Source organism: Paenibacillus sp. FSL W8-0186 (genome assembly GCF_037969765.1).
In the GTDB taxonomy this organism is placed as follows: domain Bacteria; phylum Bacillota; class Bacilli; order Paenibacillales; family Paenibacillaceae; genus Fontibacillus; species Fontibacillus woosongensis.
The window spans coordinates 3746851-3773046 of record NZ_CP150207.1 but is presented as its reverse complement, the minus strand read 5'-3'; the positions used below and the strand labels follow the sequence as shown (position 1 = coordinate 3773046).

At 51.4% G+C, this 26196-nt stretch carries 26 protein-coding genes; 22 read left to right on the top strand and 4 right to left on the bottom strand.

Annotation, left to right across the window (positions count from 1 at the left end; genetic code table 11):
* Window positions 1-2 precede the first annotated feature (2 nt).
* Window positions 3-1037 (bottom strand): substrate-binding domain-containing protein, encoded by a 1035-nt coding sequence (locus MKX50_RS17085; protein WP_339157403.1) that lies wholly within the window; start codon window positions 1035-1037, stop codon window positions 3-5.
* 361 nt (window positions 1038-1398) lie between these two features.
* Between MKX50_RS17085 and MKX50_RS17080 the strand changes: the two genes are divergently transcribed.
* The 14 genes from MKX50_RS17080 (at window position 1399) to MKX50_RS17015 (ending at window position 17244) form a co-directional block, all read left to right on the top strand.
* The gene (locus tag MKX50_RS17080) at window positions 1399-2736 is read left to right on the top strand and encodes an ABC transporter substrate-binding protein (protein ID WP_339157402.1); all 1338 of its coding nucleotides are present in this window, start codon (window positions 1399-1401) and stop codon (window positions 2734-2736) included.
* A gap of 107 nt (window positions 2737-2843) precedes the next feature.
* Complete coding sequence (locus MKX50_RS17075) at window positions 2844-3719, top strand: sugar ABC transporter permease (protein WP_019636320.1); 876 nt, start codon at window positions 2844-2846, stop codon at window positions 3717-3719.
* A gap of 2 nt (window positions 3720-3721) precedes the next feature.
* On the top strand, window positions 3722-4555 hold the full coding sequence (locus MKX50_RS17070) for a carbohydrate ABC transporter permease (RefSeq protein WP_339157401.1): 834 nt from the start codon (window positions 3722-3724) through the stop codon (window positions 4553-4555).
* Between the two features lie 34 nt (window positions 4556-4589).
* Window positions 4590-5612, top strand: coding sequence for a glycoside hydrolase family 130 protein (locus tag MKX50_RS17065; RefSeq protein WP_213590114.1), 1023 nt, complete (start codon window positions 4590-4592; stop codon window positions 5610-5612).
* A gap of 92 nt (window positions 5613-5704) precedes the next feature.
* Window positions 5705-6664, top strand: a complete 960-nt coding sequence (locus MKX50_RS17060) for an alpha/beta fold hydrolase (protein ID WP_213590115.1) — start codon at window positions 5705-5707, stop codon at window positions 6662-6664.
* 179 nt (window positions 6665-6843) lie between these two features.
* Window positions 6844-8661 (top strand): translation elongation factor 4, encoded by a 1818-nt coding sequence (gene lepA, locus MKX50_RS17055; RefSeq protein WP_213590122.1) that lies wholly within the window; start codon window positions 6844-6846, stop codon window positions 8659-8661.
* Between the two features lie 139 nt (window positions 8662-8800).
* Entirely contained in the window at window positions 8801-10000 is a 1200-nt protein-coding gene (gene hemW, locus MKX50_RS17050; RefSeq protein ID WP_213590688.1) for a radical SAM family heme chaperone HemW, read from the top strand.
* Between the two features lie 71 nt (window positions 10001-10071).
* On the top strand, window positions 10072-10539 hold the full coding sequence (locus MKX50_RS17045; RefSeq protein WP_213590124.1) for an N-acetyltransferase: 468 nt from the start codon (window positions 10072-10074) through the stop codon (window positions 10537-10539).
* Window positions 10540-10644: 105 nt separating this feature from the next.
* Window positions 10645-11679: a heat-inducible transcriptional repressor HrcA gene (hrcA, locus tag MKX50_RS17040; RefSeq protein ID WP_213590126.1), complete on the top strand. Its 1035-nt coding sequence runs from the start codon at window positions 10645-10647 to the stop codon at window positions 11677-11679.
* A gap of 52 nt (window positions 11680-11731) precedes the next feature.
* Window positions 11732-12349 carry a nucleotide exchange factor GrpE gene (gene grpE / locus MKX50_RS17035; protein ID WP_339157400.1) on the top strand — a complete coding sequence of 206 codons (618 nt, stop codon included), beginning with the start codon at window positions 11732-11734 and terminating at the stop codon, window positions 12347-12349.
* Between the two features lie 47 nt (window positions 12350-12396).
* Entirely contained in the window at window positions 12397-14238 is a 1842-nt protein-coding gene (gene dnaK / locus MKX50_RS17030; protein WP_213590128.1) for a molecular chaperone DnaK, read from the top strand.
* Window positions 14239-14389: 151 nt separating this feature from the next.
* Window positions 14390-15508: a molecular chaperone DnaJ gene (gene dnaJ, locus MKX50_RS17025; protein WP_155610458.1), complete on the top strand. Its 1119-nt coding sequence runs from the start codon at window positions 14390-14392 to the stop codon at window positions 15506-15508.
* A gap of 370 nt (window positions 15509-15878) precedes the next feature.
* The gene (locus tag MKX50_RS17020; RefSeq protein WP_213590130.1) at window positions 15879-16121 is read left to right on the top strand and encodes a hypothetical protein; all 243 of its coding nucleotides are present in this window, start codon (window positions 15879-15881) and stop codon (window positions 16119-16121) included.
* 1 nt (window position 16122) lies between these two features.
* Window positions 16123-17244: a slipin family protein gene (locus MKX50_RS17015; protein WP_213590132.1), complete on the top strand. Its 1122-nt coding sequence runs from the start codon at window positions 16123-16125 to the stop codon at window positions 17242-17244.
* Between the two features lie 130 nt (window positions 17245-17374).
* Here the strand turns inward: MKX50_RS17015 and MKX50_RS17010 are convergent, their stop codons facing one another.
* On the bottom strand, window positions 17375-17653 hold the full coding sequence (locus MKX50_RS17010) for a YxcD family protein (RefSeq protein WP_213590133.1): 279 nt from the start codon (window positions 17651-17653) through the stop codon (window positions 17375-17377).
* A 3-nt stretch (window positions 17654-17656) separates the two neighbouring features.
* Window positions 17657-18112, bottom strand: a complete 456-nt coding sequence (locus tag MKX50_RS17005; protein ID WP_213590135.1) for a hypothetical protein — start codon at window positions 18110-18112, stop codon at window positions 17657-17659.
* A gap of 192 nt (window positions 18113-18304) precedes the next feature.
* Between MKX50_RS17005 and MKX50_RS17000 the strand changes: the two genes are divergently transcribed.
* The 7 genes from MKX50_RS17000 (at window position 18305) to MKX50_RS16970 (ending at window position 23591) form a co-directional block, all read left to right on the top strand.
* Window positions 18305-18673: a hypothetical protein gene (locus MKX50_RS17000; protein ID WP_213590137.1), complete on the top strand. Its 369-nt coding sequence runs from the start codon at window positions 18305-18307 to the stop codon at window positions 18671-18673.
* Window positions 18674-18705: 32 nt separating this feature from the next.
* Complete coding sequence (locus MKX50_RS16995) at window positions 18706-18876, top strand: YfhD family protein (RefSeq protein WP_213590139.1); 171 nt, start codon at window positions 18706-18708, stop codon at window positions 18874-18876.
* A gap of 261 nt (window positions 18877-19137) precedes the next feature.
* The gene (gene prmA / locus MKX50_RS16990; RefSeq protein ID WP_213590141.1) at window positions 19138-20106 is read left to right on the top strand and encodes a 50S ribosomal protein L11 methyltransferase; all 969 of its coding nucleotides are present in this window, start codon (window positions 19138-19140) and stop codon (window positions 20104-20106) included.
* 6 nt (window positions 20107-20112) lie between these two features.
* Window positions 20113-20796: a site-2 protease family protein gene (locus MKX50_RS16985; RefSeq protein WP_213590143.1), complete on the top strand. Its 684-nt coding sequence runs from the start codon at window positions 20113-20115 to the stop codon at window positions 20794-20796.
* 91 nt (window positions 20797-20887) lie between these two features.
* Window positions 20888-21652 carry a 16S rRNA (uracil(1498)-N(3))-methyltransferase gene (locus MKX50_RS16980; protein WP_213590145.1) on the top strand — a complete coding sequence of 255 codons (765 nt, stop codon included), beginning with the start codon at window positions 20888-20890 and terminating at the stop codon, window positions 21650-21652.
* A gap of 3 nt (window positions 21653-21655) precedes the next feature.
* Window positions 21656-22996 carry a tRNA (N(6)-L-threonylcarbamoyladenosine(37)-C(2))-methylthiotransferase MtaB gene (gene mtaB / locus MKX50_RS16975; protein ID WP_213590147.1) on the top strand — a complete coding sequence of 447 codons (1341 nt, stop codon included), beginning with the start codon at window positions 21656-21658 and terminating at the stop codon, window positions 22994-22996.
* 163 nt (window positions 22997-23159) lie between these two features.
* Window positions 23160-23591, top strand: coding sequence for an NUDIX domain-containing protein (locus MKX50_RS16970; protein ID WP_213590149.1), 432 nt, complete (start codon window positions 23160-23162; stop codon window positions 23589-23591).
* Here the strand turns inward: MKX50_RS16970 and MKX50_RS16965 are convergent.
* Window positions 23588-24628 (bottom strand): Na/Pi symporter, encoded by a 1041-nt coding sequence (locus MKX50_RS16965; RefSeq protein ID WP_213590151.1) that lies wholly within the window; start codon window positions 24626-24628, stop codon window positions 23588-23590. The genes MKX50_RS16970 and MKX50_RS16965 overlap by 4 nt on opposite strands.
* A gap of 157 nt (window positions 24629-24785) precedes the next feature.
* Between MKX50_RS16965 and MKX50_RS16960 the strand changes: the two genes are divergently transcribed.
* Complete coding sequence (locus MKX50_RS16960; protein ID WP_339157399.1) at window positions 24786-26156, top strand: class I SAM-dependent rRNA methyltransferase; 1371 nt, start codon at window positions 24786-24788, stop codon at window positions 26154-26156.
* Window positions 26157-26196 lie beyond the last annotated feature (40 nt).

Below are 26196 nucleotides of genomic sequence, written 5' to 3'. Positions count from 1 at the left end.
CGTCAAGTGCTGGAAATTTCTCTGTCTTCGGCATCTATTTGTCTAGCCGATTGCCGATATATAATATTGCCCTGCACCATAACGCGTCCGAACTTGCGGTGCGGGTTTTCGATTTTATCCATGATGAATTTCACAGCCGATTTGGCCATTTGCTCGATGTCAACCTCGACTGTTGTAAGCTGGGGCGAGGTTAAAGTGGCGTAAATGTCGTTATCGAAGCCGACGACGGAGCAGTCCTCGGGGATGCTGTAACCGTTCAGCTTCAGCTTGTCTACCAGCAGATAAGCGATTTGGTCGCAATTGCAGACGAAGGCGGTCGGCAGCGGGTCCGGAAGCGCAATGTCGATGAATTTCCCTTTATCGTCCCGGTCGCTCAATATCAAGGAGTGATCCAGCTGCATCCCGTGCTCCAGCAAGGATTTATAGTAGCCGAGATACCGGTCCTGGATGCTGCTCGTTGAATAAATATTCCCGACATAGGCGATTCTGCGGTGACCGTTGCGGATCAAATAATTCGTCATCTCATAAGCCCCGTAGAAGTTGTCGGTAACAATGGAATCGATATCGGCATGCTCGTCATAGAAATCAAGAAATATTTTCGGGAGATCCATGTTTTGGACTGTCTCGATATACTCTTTACCGATTTGGCCAAGGACGATGATGCCGTCGACCTTATTTTCGCTATAGACCCGGGGGAAATTCAGCAGCTCCTCATCCTCGTTGCTCAGAATATTTAGAATGCCAAAATACCCGTATTGATCCAGAAGCAGCGAAATTTGCTGATATACGCGCAAATAGAACGAGTGGGACATCCCGGTGAACCGCTCGGGAATAAGCACGCCGATATTTTTCGATAAACCGTCTTTAATGGATTTGGCCGCAGAGTTGTAACGATAGCCCATTTCCCCGGCCAAAGCCTTGATCTTCTGCTTAAGCTCCTCGCTAACGCCTTCTTTATCGTTAAGTGCTTTGGATACCGTCACACTGCTGACACCGAGCTTATTTGCGATATCCCGCATTGTAATGTTGCTCTTCATGAAAATCACCTGCTTTCACGTCATACTAACCATAACTTTAATGCGACAGCCTACAGGTAGTATACATTTATATTTTTTAAAGATAAAGAAAAGTTTAAACAGAGTTGTAAATTTAGTTAATCGATAACCTAATAATTTAATTTTATACTAAAGCATGAATGGTTTCAGTATATCATCTGCAAAAAAATATGAAAAAAAGACAAAGGGACAAAAAAACATTGCTGTATCGGCGAAGATAAGTGACCTAAGCGCTAGAGAAGCAAAAAAAGCAAAATTAAATGATTGACGGGAAAGCGCATTCAGTATACCATCTGAATTGTAAGTTATCGATAACCTAATTTTATAGAGAGGGGTTGCAAGTGTGAAGAAGAGCAAATTGGTATTGGGGTTAATGGCTTTAATGCTCGTGCTTGGCATGCTGGCTGGCTGCAGTGGCAATGGCCGTGACGGGGAAGCCGGCGGCGGGGCGAACGGTGGCGGCGGCTCGACAGATGGAGGAGGCGCTGTTAAAGGTGAAATTACCGTAATCACGCAAAGAACAGATATTGTGGATACGGTTTTCAAGCAGTATGCTGCAGAATTCAACAAGGAATATCCCGATGTCAAGGTGAATTTCCAGGCTCTGTCCGATTATGAAGGGCAAATCACGGTGCGGATGAGCTCCGATGATTACGGGGATGTCCTTCTGCTGCCGACGAGCATTCCACTCGAGGATACGCCGCAGTTTTTTGAACCGCTTGGCGATTTGGAGGAAATGAGCAAACAATACATCGGTCTTGAAGAAAGAGCGGTTGACGGCAAAGCGTACGGCATTCCGATTGCCGTTAACTTTTCCGGTGTCCTGTACAACAAGAAGGTGTTTGCAGACGCTGGCGTGACGACGGCGCCCAGAACTCCGAACGAGTTCATGGCTGCTTTGCAAGCGATTAAAGAGAAGGGCGACGCGATCCCGCTGTATACGAACTACGCCGACAGCTGGCCGCTGACCCAATGGGAAGCCGTGCTTACGACTGTGGCGGGCGATGTGGACTACGTCAACGTAACTCAGCCGAACACGGATGATAACTTTGTGCCGGGACAGCCTCACTATGAGCTGTACAAAGTGATGTATGATGCGGTGGCGCAGGGCTTAATCGAGAAAGATCCGACGACGACGAACTGGGAAGCGTCCAAGTCCGATCTGGCTAACGGCAAAATCGGTGCGATGGTGCTTGGTTCATGGGCGATCGGACAAGTACAGGAGCTGGCAGACAATCCGGACGATATTGCCTACATGCCGTTCCCGACGAATGCCAAAGAAGTCATTATGCCGCTTGCGGACGACTATACGCTGGGGATCAGCAAGCACAGCAAGAACAAGGCTGCTGCGAGAGCATGGGTCGACTGGTTCATTAACGAATCCGGCTATCCTACTACGGAGGGCGGGGGCATGAGCCCTGTCGTCGGTGCGCCGCTGCCCGACACCCTGAAGCAATTTGAAGGTACGGACATTAAGTTTGAATTGCAGACGCCGGCACAGCCAGGCCAGGAGGGCTGGGTGGACAAGATCGATAAAGACGCCGAAATCGGTCTGTGGCAGCCGGACTTCAAGAAGCGGATCATTGAAGCCGCCATCGGTAACCGCAAGGAATCTTACGATGACATTATGAAGGAACTTAACGATGCATGGGTGAAATCCCGGGCAAAAGTAACGAAGTAAACGATCCGGACATCTTGCGGGTTGGAACCATTCGAAGAAAAACGCCTCTGCGCGTTTTTCTTCTCTATACCAAATCAAGACAGAGACAAGGCCTGGAGGTGTGAGTGGTGTTTGCAAACCTAAGCTACAAGACGCAAAGACGAATCATAATTATCGCTTTCTCGCTGATTCCGGTCGTCTTATTATTCACGTTTGCCTATCTCCCTGTATTCAACATGTTCAAATACAGCTTTACGAACTGGAACGGTTATAGCAAAAGCTTCGATTACGTCGGTTTTGAAAATTATCAAACGATTTTTACGAATCCAAAGTATTTTTCCGTGTTCAAGGTCAGTCTCTACTACTTCGGAGCGACTTTCGTACAGATGGGATTGGCTTTGTACTTTGCTACCATTCTTAGTTTCAATATCCGCTTCAAAAATTTCTTTAAAGGGGTGCTGTTTTTCCCTTATCTGCTCAATGGGGTCGCCATCGGATTTATTTTTCTGGTCTTCTTTCGGCCGGACGGTACCTTGGATACGCTGCTTCAGGTTATCGGGCTTGGGCATCTGTCGCAGGGTTGGCTTTTGAATCCAAACATCATTAATATTTCGCTTGCAGGCGCGTCCTTGTGGAGGTACATGGGCTTCAACTTCATTATTTTCCTTGGAGCGATTTCTTCCATCGGCAAGGACATTTATGAGGCTGCTGACATTGACGGCGCAAATCGCTGGCATCAATTCAGACATATCATTCTGCCCAGCATCAAGCGGATTTTGCAGCTCAACTTAATTTTGGCTATTAGCGGCGCGATCAGCGCCTTTGATATTCCATATATTATGACCGGGGGCTCCAACGGAAGTAATACCTTTGTTATTCAAACGGTTGACGTTGCATTTAAATACAGCAAGCTAGGCCTTGCTTCGGCCATGGCTGTCGTGCTGCTTATCATCGTCATTCTCGTGACGCTGCTTCAGCGGGTTCTGATTAAGGGGGATGATTGATCGTGTACAGACTCAAATATGCGGCAGGCAGTACGTTCAAATATATTACGCTCATTCTAGGCGCCTTCGCGGCTCTCATTCCGATCATTGTCGTATTTTTCTCATCCTTGAAAACAAATGCCGAATACGGGGCGACCAGCCCGCTGGATCCGCCGCAAAACTGGCTGAACTTCTCGAATTATACGAAAGCTTTCGTCGATGGGAAAATGCTGCTCGGCTTTGGCAATACGCTTTTTATTCTCACCATTTCCATTATAGGAGCCACGCTGATCGGATCGATGATCGCTTATGTGCTTAGCCGCTTTAAATTCCGGGGCAGCAAGCTGCTTATGGGGGCCTTCCTCTTGGCAACGTTGATTCCCAGCGTTACGACACAGGTGGCTACGTTCCGGATTATTGATACGCTTGACCTGGTCAATACCCGCTTTGCGCCGATTATTCTCTATTTGGGAACGGATATTATCGCGGTTTATATTTTTCTGCAATTTCTGGACACGATCTCGGAATCTCTGGATGAATCGGCGATGCTGGACGGGGCCTCCTATATTACGATTTTTTTCAAAATCGTGCTTCCGCTGCTTGCTCCGGCGATCGTGACGGTCATCATTGTCAAGGGCGTTAACATTTACAATGACTTCTATACGCCGTTTCTCTACATGCCGGGCGAGAATCTGCAAGTGATATCAACCGCCTTGTTCAAATTCAAAGGGCCCTACGGTTCGCAGTGGGAAGTCATCTGCGCGGCAATCATGATTACGATCATTCCTATTCTGGTCGCGTTTATCGCGCTGCAGAAATATATTTATAACGGCTTTGCGCAGGGTTCCGTGAAATAATTCATTGATGAATCATTGGAAGGAGACATACCACATGACAGAAGTGCGTATTATTGGAGACAAACTAACAAACATGCCTTGGCAGGAAAAACCGTCAGGTACAGCAGGCCCGGTGTGGAGACATAGCAATAACCCGGTGATTCAGCGAAATCCGGCCAAGGGGATCGCCCGTATTTTTAACAGCGCGGTGGTTCCTTTCGAAGGGCGGTTCGCCGGAGTGTTTCGTGCGGAAACGATTAACGGGCGCCCGCATCTTCATCTCGGATGGAGCGACGATGCGCTGAACTGGTCGATCGAAGAAGAGCGGATTGCTTTCGTCGACGAGGCAGGCAAGCCGTTTCAGCCGAACTATGCCTATGATCCGCGGGTGATCAAGGTAGACGGGACATACTATATTATTTGGTGCACTGATTTTTATGGAGCTGCCATTGGCGCCGCAAAGACGCAGGATTTCAAAACGTTCGTGCGCCTGGAGAATCCGTTTCTGCCATTCAATCGCAACGGAGTGCTCTTCCCGCGCAAAATCAACGGCAACTATGTGATGCTGTCCCGCCCTAGCGATAGCGGGCATACGCCATTTGGCGACGTATTCCTTAGTGAAAGCCCTGATTTTGTCTATTGGGGCAAGCATCGTCATGTCATGTCCAAGGGCGGGCAAGGCTGGTGGCAATCGGTGAAAATCGGCGGCGGACCGGCCCCGATCGAGACGACGGAAGGCTGGCTTATGTTCTATCATGGTGTTACCGGTACGTGCAACGGGCTCGTATACAGCATGGGCGCCGTCATTCTGGACCGGGATGAGCCTTCCAAAGTGAAGTATCGCTCGGCGAATTATGTGCTGACGCCGGAAGAGTGGTACGAGGAACTGGGTTTTGTCAACAATGTTGTGTTCCCGTGCGCCACTCTGCATGATGCCGAAACGGGCAGAATTGCCATTTATTACGGAGCAGCGGATACTTACGTAGGCGTGGCCTATACGACGGTACAGGAAATTGTAGAGTACGTAAAGGAGACGAGCGAGGAAGTGGCCGACGATGCCGGGATTGGCATGATGTAGCTTGAGATTTGCGATAACCATATCAGACAGAGGACGGAATCCTTCATCATGAAGAAGCGGCTTTCGTCCTCTTTTTAAGGAGGCGTAACGGGATGAGCAGCGACATGGCATTAGCGGAGTTGAAGCAATATGAAGGAAGCAGCCCGCGGCCGGCTGATTTTGATGCGTATTGGGCGAGGGCGCTACAGGAGCTGGAAGGGCAATCACTGGATTATGAGCTGGTTCCGGCTGAATTTAGCAGCCCGTTAGCGGATTGTTATCACTTATATTTTACCGGGACGGGCGGAGCGCGAATCCACGCGAAATACGTGAAACCGAAGAAACTGGAGGATCAAGGCCCAGCTATGGCGATGTTCCATGGCTACTCCTGTGATAGCGGGGACTGGGCAGATAAGGTGAATTATGCGGCTCACGGCATTACGGTGCTGGCGCTGGACTGCCGCGGTCAAGGCGGCTTGTCCGAGGATAATTTGACGGTCCAGGGGACGACGATTCGCGGCCATATTATCCGGGGAATCGATGACCCGAATCCGGATAAGCTGTATTTCCGGAACGTCTTTCTCGATACGGTGCAGACGGTGAGGATCCTGATGAGTATGGAGCATGTTGATCCAGAGCGGATTGGTGTTCACGGACTCTCGCAGGGAGGTGCCCTAGCAACAGCTTGCGCTGCACTGGAGCCAAGGGTTAAGCTGGCTGTGCCCGTATATCCGTTCTTGTGCGATTACCGCAGAGCCTTTGAACTGAATGTTACGACTTCGGCTTATGAAGAAATTCATTATTATTTTCGGTTCTTCGATCCTCACCATTTGCGGGAGGAAAAGTTTTTCACGAAGCTAGGTTATATTGACATTCAACATCTGGCCAGCCGGATTAAGGCCAAGGTGCTGTTCGTAACCGGACTTGCCGACACGATCTGTCCGCCGTCCACGCAATTTGCGGTCTATAACAAAATTTGCGCGGAAAAAGAGCTGCTGGTCTACCACGAGTATGGGCACGAGTACTTGCCATATTTGAGCGACCGTACTTTGCAAGCGTTCCTGAAACTGTAAACGTTAAAGTTAAGCAGTTGCTTCTATATAATATAGAAGAAATTATCCCGATTGGGAGGTTGGAGAACAACCTCGGTCGGGATTTTATTTTTCTGACGCCAAGGCCAACATTGCTGATGCTTTCCATACCTGATATAATAAATTGATTATACTTCTAAGGATTTGTGGTGGGGGTAACAATGACAGATATTAGAGCAAGGCAGCAAAAAATTCGGAATTTCTGTATTATTGCACATATCGACCATGGCAAATCAACGTTGGCTGACCGCATTTTGGAATACACCGGGGCGTTAACCTCGCGGGAAATGCAGCAGCAGGTGCTTGATACGATGGATCTGGAGAGAGAACGCGGAATTACGATTAAGCTACAGGCAGTCCGTCTCTCATACCGTGCGGATGACGGTGAAGAGTATGTGCTTAATTTGATCGATACGCCAGGACACGTCGACTTCACTTATGAGGTATCCAGAAGCCTGGCAGCTTGTGAAGGAGCGCTTCTGGTCGTCGATGCCGCGCAAGGGATCGAAGCTCAAACGCTGGCTAATGTCTACTTGGCATTGGATAACAATCTTGAGATTTTGCCGGTCATTAACAAGATCGATCTGCCGAGTGCAGATCCAGATCGCGTGAAGCAGGAGATCGAAGATGTCATCGGCCTGGACGCCAGCGAGGCGGTGCACGCTTCGGCCAAAGCGGGGATCGGCATTAGGGAAATTATCGAGCAGGTCGTTCAGAAGGTGCCCGCTCCGACGGGAGATCCCGACGAACCGCTGAAGGCGCTGATTTTCGACTCGCATTACGACCCGTACAAAGGGGTTATCGTATATGTCCGCGTTATTAACGGGCATATCAAAGCGGGCTCGAAGATCAAAATGATGGCGACTGGCAAGACGTTTGAGGTCATTGAGGTCGGCGCCTTCATGCCGCGGATGACGATGGTAGACGAGCTTAATGTCGGAGATGTAGGATTTATTGTCGCCGGCATCAAGACGGTGGGCGACACACAAGTCGGGGATACGATTACGGATGCGAAGAATCCGACGGCAGAGCCGCTGCCGGGTTACCGCAAGATCAATCCGATGGTATTCTGCGGCCTGTATCCGATCGACACTTCCGATTACAACGACTTGCGTGAAGCGCTGGAGAAGCTGCAGCTGAACGATGCTTCACTCAGCTTCGAGCCGGAGACCTCCAGTGCGCTTGGTTTCGGATTCCGCTGCGGATTCCTCGGCCTGCTGCACATGGACGTCATTCAGGAACGCATCGAGCGGGAATTCAATATTCCCCTCATTACGACCGCGCCAAGCGTTATATACAAAGTGGCCCTGACGAACGGAGAGACGGTGTCGATCGATAACCCTTCCAACTATCCGGAGGTCGGCAAAATCGATCACGTAGAGGAGCCGTTCGTCAAGGCTTCCATCATCGTACCGAATGATTTCGTGGGCACGGTCATGGAGCTCTGCCAAAGCAAACGCGGGGAATTTATCAATATGGAGTACCTGGATACGACGCGAGTAACGATTACGTACCAGGTTCCATTGTCCGAAATCGTGTACGATTTCTTCGATCAGCTGAAATCCAGCACGAAGGGATATGCTTCCTTTGACTACGAACTTTCCGGCTACCGTCAATCGAACCTGGTCAAAATGGACATCCTTCTCAACGGGGAGCAGGTGGATGCGTTGTCCTTCATCGTTCACAGAGACCGGGCTTACCATCGTGGCCGCGCCATTTGCGAGAAGCTGCGCGAGCTGATTCCACGCCAAATGTTCGAGGTGCCGATCCAGGCTTCCGTTGGTACGAAGATCGTAGCCAGAGAGACGGTCAAAGCAATGCGCAAAAACGTGCTTGCAAAATGTTACGGCGGGGATATCTCCCGTAAACGTAAATTGCTCGAGAAGCAAAAAGAAGGCAAGAAGCGCATGAAGCAGGTAGGCAACGTGGAGGTGCCGCAGGAGGCGTTTATGGCGGTGCTGAAAATCGACGACAATTAACCGACCAACTTGCCGCATGCATAGGGATAAATAAGGAAAGCCGGAGGGCTTTCCTTTTTCCGTACTATCATTGGAAAGTCATCAATTTTGGCAGTAAAACATATGAAGGAGGGGCACCAGCGTGAGCCATCAAATCAAAATAGAAGGCAGGGAGCCGCAGGGTTCCTCGCCATGCACGAAATCGGCTCCCCAAGCCGTATATATCCACATTCCGTTTTGTACGAATAAATGCTTCTATTGCGACTTCAATTCTTACGTCCTCAAGGATCAGCCGGTGATGGATTATTTGCGGGCGCTTGATCTGGAGATGGAGCTAACGGTCCAGGAGACACCGCCCGGAGAGATTAAGAGTATATTCGTTGGCGGCGGTACGCCGACCGTGCTCAAGCCGGATGAAATGGAATTTTTCCTGTCCTCCGTACGACGCCACTTTCCGAATTGGGCTGCGGATATCGAATTTTCCATGGAGGCCAATCCCGGTACGACGGACCGGGAGAAGCTGGCCGTCATGAAAGCGGGGGGCGTCAATCGCGTCAGCTTCGGCGTGCAGGCGTTCCAGAACGAGCTGCTCAGCGGAATCGGGCGAATCCATAACACCGACGACGTATTTCGCAGCTTGGAGAATGCGAGAGCGGCCGGACTGGACAATCTGTCGATCGATCTGATGTTCGGTCTACCGAACCAGACGGTTGAAATGCTGGATTACAGTGTATCCCGAGCATTGGAGCTCGGTCTCCCGCATTATTCCATTTACAGCCTCAAAGTCGAGGAGAATACGCTTTTCCATACGATGTATCAGAAGAACCAGCTTCCCCTGCCGGCGGAAGAGGACGAATTGAACATGTATCTGCTGCTGATGGAGCGGATGGAGCAAGCCGGTTACAAGCAATATGAGATCAGCAACTTTGCCAAACCCGGCTTCGAGAGCCGGCATAATATGACTTACTGGCGAAACGAAGATTACTACGGCCTTGGGGCGGGCGCCCACGGATACGTAAATCGCTGGCGCCATGTCAACATTAAGGGCGTTAACCCATATAATGAAGCAACTCAGCAGGGAAGGCCGATTCTCGAGCGGTTCGAGATATCCCGCGAGGAAGCGATGGAGGATTTCGTCATGGTCGGTTTGCGCGTACTGGAGGGCATTTCGGATGAACGGTTCCGGAGCCAGTTCGGGCGTTCGCTTGATGAAGTGTTCGGAGGGCAGTTCAGCAAATTGCTGGATGCCGGATTGCTGGAGAGAACCGCAGCAGCAGGAGGCTACCGGCTGAGCCGGAAGGGGATCTTGTTTGGCAATGAAGTATTTGCCGAATTTGTAGGTGCCTTGGACGGAAAATAATATATTGAACTTATATACGCTTTGTTGTATATTTATTCATATTATTGTGCCGGATTCGAGGAGGGATCAGCATGCCTGCTGTAGCTGTATGCAGAAGAGCAAAATTAAAAGACGTAGAGCCTCTATTTCAAATGATTGATGGATATGCCCAGCGGGGCATCATGCTTCCGCGGTCGAGAGAGGTGCTGAGCAGGCAGATTAATGATTTCGTCGTAACTGAAATTGACGGCAAGGTCGTTGGCTGCGGATCCCTCTGCCGTTTAGGCGAAGAACTCGTGGAAATCCGGTCGCTGGGTATAGCAGAAGGATATAAGGGGCGCGGTCTCGGCTCTCTGCTTGTGGAGCAGCTGTTAGAGGAAGCAAAGGGCCTCGGCATACCGAAGGTTATGGCGCTGACTTATGAAGTTTCTTTTTTCTTGAAAAACGGATTTACCGTCGTAGAGAAGGATATTTTTCCGGAGAAAGTCTGGACGGACTGCATTCATTGCCCGAAGCAGCACGCCTGTGACGAAATAGCAGTACTGAAGATACTGAACTGACTTGACAATCGTCTTGTCGGTTTGGTATTTTTGTATTAGCGATTAGCACTCGATATGAGTGAGTGCTAACGAACGCGGTCAACAGTCTAAATAGGAGGGATTTTCATGTTAACGGAACGCCAAAGAATGATACTGACAGCCATTGTAGATGATTATATTCGTTCGGCGGAGCCGGTGGGATCCCGAAGCATTTCCAAGCGAGGCGATGTCGGCTACAGCCCGGCAACGATTCGTAATGAAATGGCAGATTTGGAGGAGCTCGGATTCCTCGAGCAGCCTCATACCTCAGCAGGCCGTATACCATCTAACAAAGGATACCGATATTATGTTGATCATATGATGCCGCTTAATCTGTTAACTTCGGATGAGCTGGGAACGATGAAGTCGTTTTTTGCCGAGAAGCTGAACGCGACCGAGCAGGTCATCCAGCATGCAGGTACGATTTTATCGCATATGACAAACTATACCTCTATTCTGCTTGGGCCGGAAGTATTCCACACCTCACTTCGTCATTTTCAGCTGCTGCCGCTGAACGATACTACAGCCGTCGCCATTATTGTGACAAATACCGGGCAGGTAGAGAACAAGACGGTCTCGATCCCGCCAGGGGTGTCGATATCGGAAATAGAGAAGGTCGTCAACCTGCTCAATCACAGGCTGGCCGGCGTGCCGATCTATAAACTGAAGTCGGCCCTTTACAACGAAATCGGTCAAGAAATGCAGCGCCATATCGACCATTTCGAAGATTTGATCAAGGTGCTGGACGAAGCGCTCGACAGCGACGGAACCGAAGGACAGCGGTTGTTCCTTAGCGGAACTACCAACATGCTGACGCAGCCGGAATTCCGGGATGTCGAGAAGGTAAAGAGCATTCTTGACCTCTTGGAGGAGACGCCGACGTTGCTGAAGATGATGACCGCGGCTTCGAAGGGGTCAGGCATTCAGGTGCGTATCGGTACCGAGAACAAGCATGAAGCATTTGCCAACTGCAGTCTGATTACGGCGACTTACGCCATTGATGGCGGAGCCGTGGGCACGATCGGTATTTTGGGTCCAACCAGAATGGAGTATGCCCGGGTCATGCGGATTTTGGATATGTTATCTAAGGATTTGACAGAATTCCTGTCCCGCTTACATTAATAAGAATGAGCATGATATTTATGTTGCACGGCATGTTAAGGAGGTGAACATCTTGAAGGAGCAGGAACCGATTCAAGACAACATCAATACGAATGTAGAGGAAGAGTTGGAAATGAGCGATAACGTAAATCAAGAACATACAACGGACGAGAACAGCACTGCGGAGGAAACTGTGGCGAACAAGCAGCAGACTTCCGAGGCTAGCTCGGCCGAAGGGAGCAATACAGAGGCAGAGGCGCTTCGCGCTGAACTGGAAGAGCAGCAGCAGAGGCTGCTGAGAGCTCAGGCGGATTTCGATAACTTCCGCAGGCGCACACAGAAGGAAAAGGAAGAGCTGGGAAAATATGCTTCCGCGAAGCTGATCACCGAGCTGTTGCCGGTTATCGATAATTTCGAGCGGGCAATCGCCAGCGGTGAGCAGGGTACAGATGTCTCTTCCTATGCGAAGGGCGTGGAAATGATTTTCCGCCAGCTCGAAGGCGTGCTGGGCAATGAAGGTTTGAAGGCGATGGAGACCGTTGGCGAGCCGTTCAATCCGGAGTTCCATCAGGCGATCATGCAGGTGGAATCGGATGAGCATGAAGAAGGCATCGTTGTCGAAGAGGTACAGAAAGGGTATATGTTGAAGGATAAGGTAATTCGTCCGGCGATGGTCAAGGTCAGCGGTTAGAGGAAGCACACACATAAGCACAATCTATTAAGGAGGACATTACTTATATGAGCAAAGTAATCGGTATTGACTTAGGAACTACAAACTCTTGCGTAGCCGTTATGGAAGGCGGCGAGGCGGTCGTTATCCCTAACCCGGAAGGCGCGCGCACAACGCCATCCGTTGTAGGCTTCAAGAAAGACGGTGAGCGCGTTGTCGGCGAGACGGCAAAACGCCAGGCTATTACGAACCCGGATCGCACGATCATCTCGATCAAGAGACATATGGGAACGAACCATAAGGAGAATATTGACGGCAAAGAAATGACGCCGCAGGAAATTTCGGCGATCATTCTGCAGAAGCTGAAATCCGATGCCGAAGCTTATCTTGGCCAACCGGTGACCCAAGCGGTTATTACCGTTCCGGCCTATTTCAATGACAGCCAGCGCCAAGCGACGAAGGATGCGGGTAAAATCGCAGGCCTCGAAGTATTGCGTATTGTGAACGAGCCTACGGCAGCAGCACTGGCCTACGGTATGGAGAAAGCAGAAGATCAAACGATTCTTGTATATGACCTGGGCGGCGGTACGTTTGACGTATCCATTCTGGAGCTTGGGGACGGCTTCTTCGAAGTTAAGGCAACCAGCGGGGACAACAGCTTGGGCGGCGATGACTTTGACCAAGTGATCATCGACTATCTGGTAGCCGAATTCAAGAAAGACCAAGGTATCGATCTTAGCAAGGACAAAGCGGCTGTACAGCGTCTTAAAGATGCTGCCGAGAAGGCGAAGAAGGAATTGTCCGGCGTCCTGACGACGACGATTTCCCTTCCGTTCATCACGGTAGCCGATGGTGTGCCTCAGCACTTGGAGATGAACCTGACTCGTGCTAAATTCGAAGAGTTGTCCGCACATCTCGTAGAACGGACGCTTGAGCCGACACGCCGCGCTCTGAGCGACTCCGGGCTGACACCAGCGGAGATCGACAAGGTTGTATTGGTCGGCGGCTCCACGCGGATCCCTGCCGTTCAAGAAGCGATCAAGAGACTGACTGGCAAAGAGCCGCACAAAGGCGTTAATCCGGATGAAGTTGTTGCTCTTGGCGCTGCGGTACAAGCGGGCGTTCTGACAGGCGACGTTAAAGACGTAGTATTGCTAGACGTTACTCCGCTGTCCCTTGGGATCGAAACCGCAGGCGGCGTATTTACGAAAATGATCGAACGGAACACGACGATTCCGACGAGCAAATCGCAAGTCTTCTCAACTTATGCAGACAATCAGCCTAGCGTTGAGATTCACGTTCTGCAAGGGGAACGTGAAATGGCGGCAGGCAACAAAACGCTAGGTCGCTTTATGCTGGGCGACATTCCACCAGCGCCGCGCGGCGTGCCGCAAATCGAAGTTACCTTTGATATCGATGCCAACGGGATCGTTAACGTATCGGCAACGGACAAAGGAACCGGCAAAAGCCAAAAAATCACAATCACTTCTTCCAGCGGTTTGAGCGACGAGGAAGTAGAGAAAATGATGAAGGACGCCGAGCTTCATGCAGAAGAAGACAAGAAACGCAGAGAGCTTGTAGAAGCGAAAAACAATGGCGACCAGCTCATTTACAGTGTGGACAAAACCATCAAGGACCTTGGCGACAAAGTCGACGCTGCGGAGACAGAGAAAGCCAATGCGGCTAAAGACGAGCTGAAAAAGGCGCTTGAGGGTGACAATATCGACGAGATCAAAGCTGCTACCGAAAAGCTGACGGAGATTGTACAGCAGTTGTCCGTGAAGCTGTATGAGCAGGCTCAAGCAGGCCAAGCTGAAGGCGCTGAAGGTGCCGCTGCCGGCGGAGCCGGCAAAGACAACGTCGTAGATGCTGAATACGAAGTTGTGGACGAAGACAAGAAGCAAGACTAATCGCGCTGGATAGCAGCGATTGGTTAACCATACAACTTTGATGAACCGGGAAGGTCAAAGCGCGGGGCATTCCGTGCTTTGACTTTCCTTTTGCCGGATTGAGGGATGATCCGGGAAAGAGCAGAGCTATAGCAATAGTGGGGGTGGAAGGATGGCTGAAAAACGCGATTACTATGAGGTGCTAGGCGTTGGCAAGAGTGCCTCAGACGATGAGATTAAGAAGGCCTACCGCAAGCTGGCGCGTCAATATCACCCTGACGTGAACAAGGCGCCGGATGCGGAGGATAAATTTAAGGAAGTCAAGGAAGCATACGATGTCCTGAGCGACTCGGGAAAACGCGCCCGCTATGACCAATATGGCCATATCGACCCGAATCAGGGGATGGGCGGCGGATTTTCCGGGGCGGATTTCGGCGGCTTCGGCGATATTTTCGATATGTTCTTCGGTGGCGGCGGCCGTCGCGATCCGAATGCGCCGCAGCGCGGCAACGATTTGCAGTATACGATGACGATCGAGTTCAAGGAAGCTGTCTTTGGCAAAGAGAGCGACATTACGATTCCGCGCACGGAAAATTGCGATACGTGCTTTGGCTCAGGAGCCAAGCCGGGCACGAAGCCAGAGACCTGTTCCGTCTGTCGTGGCACAGGACAGGAGGAAGTGGTTCAGAATACGCCGTTCGGCCGTATGGTGAACCGTCGTGCTTGTAGCAATTGTTCGGGCAGAGGACAAATTATTAAAGAGAAATGCTCGACTTGCCAAGGCAGCGGCAAAGTGAAGAAGCAGCGTAAAATCCATGTTCGAATTCCAGCAGGGGTAGACGACGGTGCTCAACTGCGGATGACTGGCGAAGGGGAAGGCGGGCTGCGCGGCGGTCCTGCAGGGGACTTGTACATCGTCATTCGTGTGAAGCCGCATGATTTCTTCGATCGCGAAGGCGATGATATTTATTGCGAAATCCCGCTGACCTTTGCCCAGGCGGCATTGGGGGATGAAATCGAAATCCCGACGCTCACGGAAAAAGTGAAACTCAAGGTGCCGGCCGGTACGCAGACAGGCACTTATTTCCGCCTGAAAGGCAAAGGAGTGCCGCGGCTTCGCGGCATCGGCCAAGGCGACCAGCATATTAAGGTGGTTGTCGTAACGCCGAGCAAGCTAAGCGACGAGCAGAAAGATCTGCTGCGCCAATTTGCCGCGCTCGACGGGGAGCATACGCACGAGAACGAGCAGTCGTTCTTCGATCGAATGAAGCGGGCATTCCGCGGAGATTGAGAATCATAAGCTAAATAAACACAGGGTCTAGCCGACCGACGTCATCAAGACGTCGGTTTTTTTCTTTTTCAGAGAAGAAATTCCCGGTTCGTAATACTTTCGCCATGTTCGTTCTATCCAAAATAAGCGATGATAGCTATGAGTTCATGCACAGCTGGCTTTACCCAGGCTGGGATGTCCGATCATTCCGCAGTGCAGGCATACCATCTATGCTTGGCATGCTGTATTGTCAGAGGCATGAAATCTCCTATGCAAGGGTTCGAATCCCTTATCCTTAGAGAAGGATTAGCTCAGTGGTAGAGCGCTCGACTTTTAATCGAGAGACAAGAGTACAGATGATGGCCTGGTGGAGGATCCTCGGTGGCTTGTTATGCACGCTGCTGCAGATGCTTTGCAGCTTTGCGGATACCGAATTGCGGGCTGGATGCCGCCCCTGAGGGAGAAACGGGCAGATCGGAAGAAGGCAAGCGATTCTTACGGTAAGCTCATAGATGCTTCGGCGGGACGCAGGCGGCCTGCATTTCTTAAACAGAGCTCCGTTGATGCGGCAGGAGGATGCCTCTGCAAGAGGCCACAAATCGGCGGTGGAGCCGTCGTGAAGGAGGAAGAATGAGATGCTGAAAAAAATTACGATACATAAGGGCAAGCGCGGCTTGCTGTTCAAGCAGGGGAACTATGAAAAAATGCTGTACCCGGGTACGTACCGCCAGTCCCCGTTTGCGGAGAGCGATATCATCGTTGTCGATACAGCCATGCCGTTTGAAGTAGATGGCCAGGATTTGCAGCTGTTCATGCATGACGACCTGCTTAAGCGGGAGCTAGAGGTCGTTCAGGTGATGGACCACGAATATGTGCTGCATTACGAGGATGGCCGGTTCAGCGGGCTTCTTAAGCCGGGGGCATACGCTTTTTGGAACGTTCTGAAGAAGCATAGCTTCGTTCATGTCGATATTCGCAATCCGGAGCTGCCGGCCGAGGTCGATCCCGTTGTTTTGCCCAAATTGCATGGCTATTATCATATGCTGGAGGTAGCAGAGCATGAAGCAGGTGTACTGTATTACAACCATGTCATGCAAAAGGAGCTTGCGCCCGGGAAGTATTATTTCTGGAGAGGGCCGGCGGCGGTGTCGCTGCAGAAGGTCGATTTGCGGCAACAGCAGTTGGATATGACAGGGCAGGAAATGATGACGGAGGATAAGGTTACGCTAAGGCTGAACTTCGTTTGCCAATATAAGGTGACTCATCCGCTGCAAGTACTGGCGATCAAATCCTTCGAGGAGCAGATTTATATCCAGCTGCAATTGATATTGCGCGAATATATCGGGGGCTTTAAGCTCGACGACCTGCTTAGAACGAAGCAGCAAATTGCCGCTTTCGTGCTGGCGCGCCTTCAGGAGAAGGAACAGGAATATGGCGTTCATTTCATATCGGCCGGGGTGAAGGATATCATCCTGCCGGGGGATATCAGAGATATTTTGAATACCGTTCTCTTGGCGGAAAAGAAAGCGCAAGCCAACCTCATTACCCGCCGTGAGGAAACGGCATCTACACGCAGCCTGCTTAATACGGCCAAGCTGATGGACGAGAACGAGACGCTGTACCGTTTAAAAGAGCTTGAATTTCTGGAGAAGATTTGCGAGAAGATCGGCTCGATCTCCTTAACCGGAGGCAGCAGCCTGCTGGAGCAGCTTAATTTCTTGTTGGGCAGCAAGCGGGCAGATCAGACTAACTCTTAAGGTTCGAAGAGAGTTAGGGTGAACTAGCTATAAATTAAACGGACATACTCTTCTTCGAACAAAGATAATAAAAAGGCACCCTTATCGTCTGTAACGATAGGGTGCCCTTGCATATTACAGCAGTCAACCTTTACTGCCTTATGGACGCTGTAATTTCTTCATCCAGTTCCAGGGTAATATCGTCCTTGAAAGCCCGAATACCATATTCCTTGTACATATACTGGATAATCGCTTCTATAATATTCAATTCGATCAGGTAACGGCTTCGTCCATTAGCCCAAACTTCGCCGGTATAACCTGTATCTTCATCCCAGCTCAGCTCCACCTGGATGTCTGTTGGCCGCAAGCCGGTACGTTCGGCTGTATGAATACAAATGGCGTTGATGATTTCATCCATGCTTAGAATCATAGCTTAAAATCTTCCTCCGCGATTGTCATGGTCGTCATGACGCGGTCCTTGATACACCTGAGGCTTCCTAAACCTGCGGAACAGGGCAACCGCCACCATTACGATCAGGTAAATGGCAATCAAGTTGACTGCGAGCCCCAGCAATTCACCGAAAAAGCCCATGCCTCCGAACAGTCCGCCGAACAGAAGTCCGGCCAAACCGCCGACCATCATGCCTTTCATGAAGCTGCCACCGCCGAAAAATCCGGTTCTATTGTTCGTAGCGCCTGGAGTTGCAGTCGATTTGTTGGTCGTGTTGGATTCCGACTTATTGACGTTGCTTGATTTCTTTGGCGTTGTCGTGTAACTGCGTGGCCCGGATTTAAAACCACCGCCGCGCCGCGCGTCAGCGAAATCCGCAGAGGCGAAAGCAAACAATAAAGTGAATACCATCACGAGCGCCGTCATTTTCTTGAACATACTATAAATAAACCCTCCTACTGTAAAAATGGTATTTATATAAGAGTATATACGAAACCTCCCGATAATAGTTTCAAATTTTAAAAGAACGTATCATTTGTATAAAATGCCATTCATTTTTGCATCCTACAGACTAAGAAGCTGCGCAAGAAGCAGGTTCAATACATGCCGAGGGAAGGCAGGCGATCGCGGGTGGGTGAAAAAAACATACTCGCTTATTTTAAAAGCCCGGAAGAGGCGGAGGGCGCGGCCAGAAAATTGCAGGCTCTTCGGGTCGCGGACTTGTCCATCGACCGTTTCAGCAGATATCCGGGCGAGGGTTATGACCCGCTAAATCCGGTCACCGGCAAAATTTCGAGCCTGGCGGCGATTACTCAGGATGCGGAGATCACCAACAGGTCGGCCGGCATTTTGTCGGCTGCCGATCCTGCGGCAAGCGGGATGAGTCATGGCGGCCAAGGCGGACCGACCGGACACGATATCCTGTTGACGGTTGTCGTGGACGAGTCCAGTCATCATCAAGCGTTGCGAATCATTGAAGAACTTGGCGGGATGATGTAACTTGCAACTATCCGAAGGAGGGAAACGGGAAGATGAGCGAGCACAAGCAGGACACAAAGCGCTCCAGTACGGCAAAGTCATCAAGAATACCGATTGAACACAACGAGGACGTGGAGTTCTCCGAAGACTTGGCCGATCAGGAGGATTGGGAAGCGTTGGAGCGCAGCGAGCGCGCTGACCGCAGGCAGCAGCAGCGCTTCTGATCAAGCATGGGCGAAGCCATGCAGCAGGACCGCGGGCAGCCGCTGTTCATGGAGCTCCGGAAAAATGACGAATCCCTGGCGCAGAGCAGCCGGAGGAACTTAAGTTCAGGGTAAAAGACAATTTGCGTCTTTTGCCCTTTTTTCATGAGCCTTCAACCGGAATTAGAACGATCGAGGTAAGGCCGTTAGCGGCCTTTGTTTCCCTGGATATTATATAGTACAATAAAGGGTATGCGTATGAACCGAGGAGGATAAATCAACATGATTTGGAAGGAAATATCTATACATACAACGGAAGAAGCGGTAGAGATGATTACCAACTTCTTGCATGAGGAGGGGGCTGGCGGCGTTACCATTGAAGAGTACGTGGACAACAATAAACCTAGAGATACGTCCCTGGGACAATGGTTTGAAATACCGCCCAACGATATTCCACAGGGGGAAGCAAGAATTAGCGGGTATTTCCCGGAAGGAACGGACATTGACGCGGTGGTAGCTTCCGTAAAGGAACGGATTGCGGAGCTGCCAAATTACGACATTGATCCCGGCAAGGCAGAAATGGCAGTGAAGGATGTCAGCGAGGACGACTGGGCGAACAACTGGAAGCAATATTTTAAGCCGATCCGCGTGTCCGAGCGGCTGACGATTAAGCCGACCTGGGAGGATTACGTCCCTCAATCGGAGCAGGAGAAAATCATTGAGCTTGATCCAGGCATGGCTTTTGGAACCGGCACGCATCCGACGACCTCGTTGTGCCTCCGTACGCTGGAGGGCGTTATTCAAGAAGGGGACGAGGTTATTGACGTTGGGACTGGCTCAGGCATTCTCGCCATCGGGGCGGTTAAGCTTGGCGCATCCCGGGTTCTAGCATTGGATCTGGATCCGGTTGCTGTTTCCAGCGCAATCGAGAATACGAGGCTCAACAAGCTGGAAGAGCAAATTACGGTCGTGGAGAGCGACCTGTTATCCGTTTTGAAGCAGGAAGCAGGGGCCGAGCTAAACGTTAAACTGCCCGTTCGCGTGGTTGTAGCTAATATACTAGCGGAAATTATCCTGTTATTCATCGAAGACGTATACCAGGCGCTGCAGCCGGGCGGATATTATATTGCTTCGGGAATATATAAAAACAAAGAACAAGCCGTGAAGGAAGCGCTGCTTGCGACGGGCTTCGAAATCGAGGAGACCGCCCGCGAAGAGGATTGGGTTGCTTTCGTGGCGAGAAAGAGGTAGCCGTTCATGGATTTTTTAAATAAAATTTTGCGGATTCCCCTGGATCAGCTGCCTTATTTTTTAATTACGCTGATCATCGCATTTAGCGTGCATGAGTTTTCCCACGCTTATTTTGCCAATAAATTTGGGGACCCGACAGCACGGCTGCAGGGGCGGCTCACCCTGAACCCGGCTGTTCACTTCGACCTGTTTGGAGTGATTTTACTCCTCATTGCGGGGTTTGGCTGGGCAAGGCCGGTTCCCGTCAACCGGGATAATTTTGAGAAGCCGCGGCAAATGGGGATCGTCGTCGCCGCGGCAGGGCCGCTGAGCAATTTGCTGCTCGGTTTTCTCGGGACGATGATTTATGTTGTCCTTTCCAGGTTCGGCATAATAGATATGATTTCGAATGAAATCTTGTACAATGCCGTTCATACTTTTTTTGCGATGTTTAATTTCTGGAACTTTTTCCTTTTCCTATTCAACTTATTGCCGCTGCCGCCGCTTGACGGCTACCGTATTCTGGAGGATATCGTACCTGACCGGGCCAGAATCTCATTGAAGCAATTTGAGCAGTGGTCTGTACTCATCTTTCTGCTCATCTTGATCATTCCCCAGCTCCGCAGTGTGATTATCCAACCTTTATATGCGGGAGCCGAAACGATTTATTTTCAGTTCGGCAGTTTTTTCCTCATGCTGTTTGGCGGGTAGTCCCGCCCATTTTTTCGAGGAATAAATACTGGAATCCATAATTCAAAAGTTGTATGATGTTCTTTGGTGATTAAGGTGAGGTTGATGAGAAATGCAGCGTTATTTTATTGACCCGATACAGTTTGGGGACAAGACGGTGAGCATAACCGGTGAGGACGCTCGCCATATAGGCAAAGTGATGCGTTCCAAGCCTGAAGATAAGCTGATTGTCAGCGACGGGATCGCTAGGGAAGCGCTAGTCGAGATTACGGAGATTGAAGCGCAGGAAGTGACAGCCCGTATTATAGAAATGCTTGAGCCATCTGGTGAACCCCGTGTTCAGGTGACGATCGCCCAAAGTTTGCCGAAAGGCGATAAAATGGAAGTCGTCATCCAGAAATGCACGGAGATCGGCGCCACTTCCTTTCTGCCTTTCATGTCGGAACGGACGGTTGTTCAATATGATCCGCGGAAAGAGGAGAAGCGGGCGCTCCGCTGGCGCAAAATTGCGAAAGAGGCGGCGGAGCAGGCTCACCGCAGCAGGATTCCGACGGTGGATTCGCCGGCGGCCTGGAAGGAACTGCTGGTCAAGCTGCCGGAATATGACCTCGCCTGTGTATGCTACGAGAAGGAGCACGGCCAGCAGCTGCGGGACGTGCTGAAGCCTTTTGCGGAGCGCATGGAGGAGGGGGCGAAGCCGCGGGTGCTGATCGCGATCGGGCCTGAGGGCGGATTTACGGAGCAGGAAATCACGCAATTAGAAGCGGCAGGTGCCGTATCCATAGGGCTGGGCCGAAGAATTTTAAGAACGGAGACGGCTGGTATGGCCGCCTTGACCTGCATCATGTATGAAACCGGAGAAATGGGGGAGTTTTGAACAATGCCATCCGTCGCTTTTTACACGTTGGGCTGCAAAGTCAATTTCTATGACACAGAAGCCATTTGGCAGCTTTTTAAGAACGAAGGCTACGAGCAGGTCGATTTTGAACAGACCGCAGATGTATACTTGATTAATACGTGCACCGTCACGAACACAGGCGATAAAAAATCACGGCAAATCATTCGCCGGGCGATCCGCCGCAATCCGGACGCGATCGTTGCGGTTACGGGCTGTTATGCCCAGACCTCGCCTGCCGAAATATTGGATATCCCTGGGGTGGATCTTGTGATCGGTACCCAGGACCGGGAGAAGATCATGCCCCTGATCGGCCAGCTTCAGGAGCAGCGCCAGCCGATCAATGCCGTGCGCAACATTATGAAAACCCGGGATTTCGAGGAGCTGGACGTACCGGATTTTGCAGACCGGACACGCGCCTTTCTCAAAATCCAAGAGGGCTGCAATAACTTCTGCACCTTCTGTATCATTCCATGGTCGCGGGGCTTGTCCCGCAGCCGCGATCCGCAAAGCGTTGTGAATCAGGCGAAGCAGTTGGTCGCCGCAGGATATAAGGAAATCGTACTGACCGGCATTCATACCGGGGGATACGGCGATGACCTTGAAAACTACCGACTGTCCGATTTGCTCTGGGAGCTGGATAAGGTCGAGGGCCTTGAGCGCGTACGGATCAGCTCGATCGAAGCAAGTCAGATCGACGATAAGATGCTGGAAGTGCTGAAGGGCTCCAGCAAAATGTGCCGTCATTTTCATATTCCGCTGCAGGCGGGAAGCAACGAAGTGCTGAAGCGGATGAGACGGAAATATACGATTGAAGAATTCGAACTTAAGATTAAGAAGATTCGTGAATTCATGCCGGATGTGGCGATTACGACAGATATTATCGTCGGCTTCCCGGGCGAGACCGATGAACTGTTCCGGGAGGGCTTCGAGGCGATTAAGCGCATCGGCTTCTCGGAAATGCACGTATTCCCTTATTCCAAGCGGACCGGTACGCCGGCAGCTCGGATGGAGGACCAGGTAGACGAGGAAGTGAAGCACGCACGCGTCCATGAGCTGATTGATCTTTCAGAATCGATGCAGCTGGCGTATGCACAGAAATTCGTCGGCCAGGTGGTCGATGTCATACCGGAGAAGGATGAGAAGGGAGTCGCGGGAGAAGGCTATGCAGCCGGATTCAGCGACAATTACCTGCAAATTCGTTTTGAGGCTTCCGGTGACTTGGCTGGTAAAGTGTGCCGGGTCAAACTGACGAAAGCGGGCGTCAACACCTGCGAAGGCCAGCTTGTACGCATTTTGGAGGATTCCTCCAGAGCATTGGCCTAACATTCTGCCCAGCTTATCACGTGTTTGAATATCATACCTGCTTTCAAGGATTTCACCCCGGGGGTGAAATCCTTGTTGTCCATTTGGGTATTATCCCCGGTAAGGGGGCAAGCTGAGAATCCGTTTTTTAGAGAATGTGCTACGAATAAGGAGGGATCATGTTATGCCGTCCAAGCAAATATCCGCAGGAGGCATTGTCTACCGCCGAGAAGCGGGACAATTGCAAATTCAGCTCATTACAGACCGATACGGCAAAATATCCTATGCTAAAGGAAAACGGGAGAACGGGGAGACGATCGAGCAAACCGCGCTTCGTGAAATTAAAGAGGAAACCGGAATTCTCGGCCGAATCGTCGAGCCCATCGATATTATTGCCTATACTTATCATCATCCGCAGCATGGAGATATCCAAAAGGAAGTTCACTATTATCTTGTCGAAAGCGAAGGCGGCATGCTGAAACCCCAAACGGAGGAAATACGCAGCGTGGCCTGGTATGAGCCTGCAGTCGCTTGGGAAAGGCAGTGCAATGCCGGTTATGACAACAATGATTTTATACTGGAAAAAGCATTAAAACTGCTGGGCGTTCAGGTCTAATCGCCCATTTTGGCGGGAGGCAGCGCCACCGTCCGCGTGGAATATTCCGGGGGGCGATGCGTCGGCCCGCCCCATCTTGACCAGATGGGCAAATAGCAAAAGGGGAGCGCGAGCAAGGAACAGACCACGTTGAAAATCGTCTGCGTATGGGCGATTTGTGCCGCGGGATCACTGCTAAGCCAGACTGCGGCCGTCTCAAGCCATGGGATCAGGGGCATGAAGAGTACCGCGCCAAGCACGTTGAGGATGACGTGGGACCAGGCGACGAACTGTCCTGAACGGGAGCTGCCGACTGAGGCGATCAGCGGCGTAATACATGTGCCTACGTTAGAGCCGATGACCATGGCTATGCCAAATTCAACCGGGAGCGCTCCAGCAGCTACAAGCCCCATCGTCATGGCGATAACAGCTGCACTGCTATGAATAAGTGCCGTGAGAATTGCTCCGGCGATGGCCCCCCAGAGGAGACTGTCGTCCGCGTGCATCAGCAGCCAGGCGATCACGCCGCGGTCCTCTAGAGCTGAACCGATCGACTGCATCCATTTGATTGCGATCATAATAAGGCTGAAGCCGAACACAGCGAGCGATCCGAACTGGATTGGCCGCAGCCTTCGCGCCCAGCGTCCGCCATCCTGGCTGTGGGGATACGCTTCTTCGCCCATCACGGCGCAAGCCCATATGATGAGTGAGCCAATCATAAGCGGAATGCCAAGGCGCGAAATATTCAAGGCGATCAGTTCGGTGGTCAGGCAGGTTCCGATGTTGCCGCCGAGGATGATGCCCAGTGTCCGGCCGTAAGACAACAGCCCGGCATTGACGAGCCCGATCGTCATTACCGTTACGGCCGTACTGCTCTGGAGTACGGCTGTAACGAAGGTGCTCGATAACAGGCCCGTCCATGGCGTGCGCGTCGAGGCTTGCAGCAGTTTGATCAGCCTCGGTCCGGCCCAGGCCTGGAGCGACGCCTCCATAATTTTCATGCCAAGCAGAAACAGAGCAAAGCCAAACGTCGCCGGGAACACAATTTCGTGAAACATGAGCTCCCTCCTCTGATAAAGCTGTACAAGTTACATATATGCAGTACTTGCAGCTCTCATGCCCGAGCCTCCGGCCGGTTTTATAAGCCAGTCGCCTATACCGGGCGGCGGCGCAAGTCGAGGAGAAGCTATTTAAGAATAAGAGGAGTGGGTCAGCGTGCCATCAGTTATATTGCAACGCAGTCGTAAAAAACGGCTGGAACAGGGGCATCCTTGGATTTACAGCAATGAAATCGAGAAAGTAGAGGGCGGGCCGCAGCCGGGCGGCCTAGTATCCGTGCTGGATTGGAGGGACAAGTTCCTGGCAACGGGCTACTACAATCCCGATTCGCAAATTACGGTTCGTGTCATATCCTATCAACCGCTTGAAGCGATGGACACCGCCTTCTTCATCCAGCGTTTCGAACAGTGTCTTGCGCACCGCAACAGATTTCTGCAGGAGGATGCCTACCGGCTTGTCTATGGAGAGGCTGATTTCTTGCCGGGACTGGTCGTGGACCGGTTTGGCGATGTTCTTGTCGTACAGCTGCTCACACTGGGGATGGATCGCTGCCGAGACAGCATTGTTGAAGCTTTGGCAGCTGTGCTTCAGCCGGCGGGCATCTATGAGCGCAGCGACGTATCCGTCCGCGCCCTGGAAGGTCTTGAGGAGGTCAAGGGTCCGCTGTACGGTGATCCGCCGCGGCATGTGACCGTGACGGAGAATGGCCTATTGATCCAAGTCGATATCTGGCAGGGTCAGAAGACGGGGTATTTCTTTGATCAGCGCGAGAACCGCGCTTCCATCGAACCGCTGATGACAGGTTGGGGAGAAAGGAGCGGGGTTACACTGCAGCAGCTTCCCGCGGACGGCGGCGGATTCCGCATGGCTCCGGTCAACCGGAAGGGCAAGGAGGTTGTTTTTCCCTATTGGGATGGAGCCACCGTGCTGGAATGCTTCTCTCATACCGGCAGCTTTACGCTTCATGCATGCAAGTACGGCGCTAAGAAGGTAACCTGCCTCGATATTTCCGAGCACGCGATCCAAAGCGCCCGGGAGAACGTCAGGCTAAACGGCTTTGAAGAACGGGTGGAGTTCGTCGTGGCGGATGCTTTCGAGTATTTGCGCAGCCAGGTCAAGGGGCAGGACGAACGGCGTCTGCGCGCTGCCGATACCGGCAAGGTAGACACCTCTCAGCCAATGACGGCCGGCGGTGGCCGTACCTGGGACGTCGTCATACTCGATCCGCCGGCTTTTGCCAAGACGAAAGGGGCGGTCAAAGGGGCGTGCAGAGGGTACAAGGACATTAATTTGCATGGCCTGAAGCTGGTGAACGAGGGCGGTTACCTGGTTACTGCCAGCTGTTCCTACCATATGAAGCCGGAGCTGTTCCTGCAGACGATTCAGGAAGCCGCGATGGATGCGGGCAAGGTACTCAGGCTGATCGAATGGCGGGCGGCCGGGAAAGACCATCCGCAAATTTTAGGCGTTAATGAAGGGCACTATTTGAAGTTTGCGATCTTTGAGGTGCGGAGCAAGACGTTCTAACATATCCAGGATGGTAAAAAAACGAGGAATGGCAAGGGCT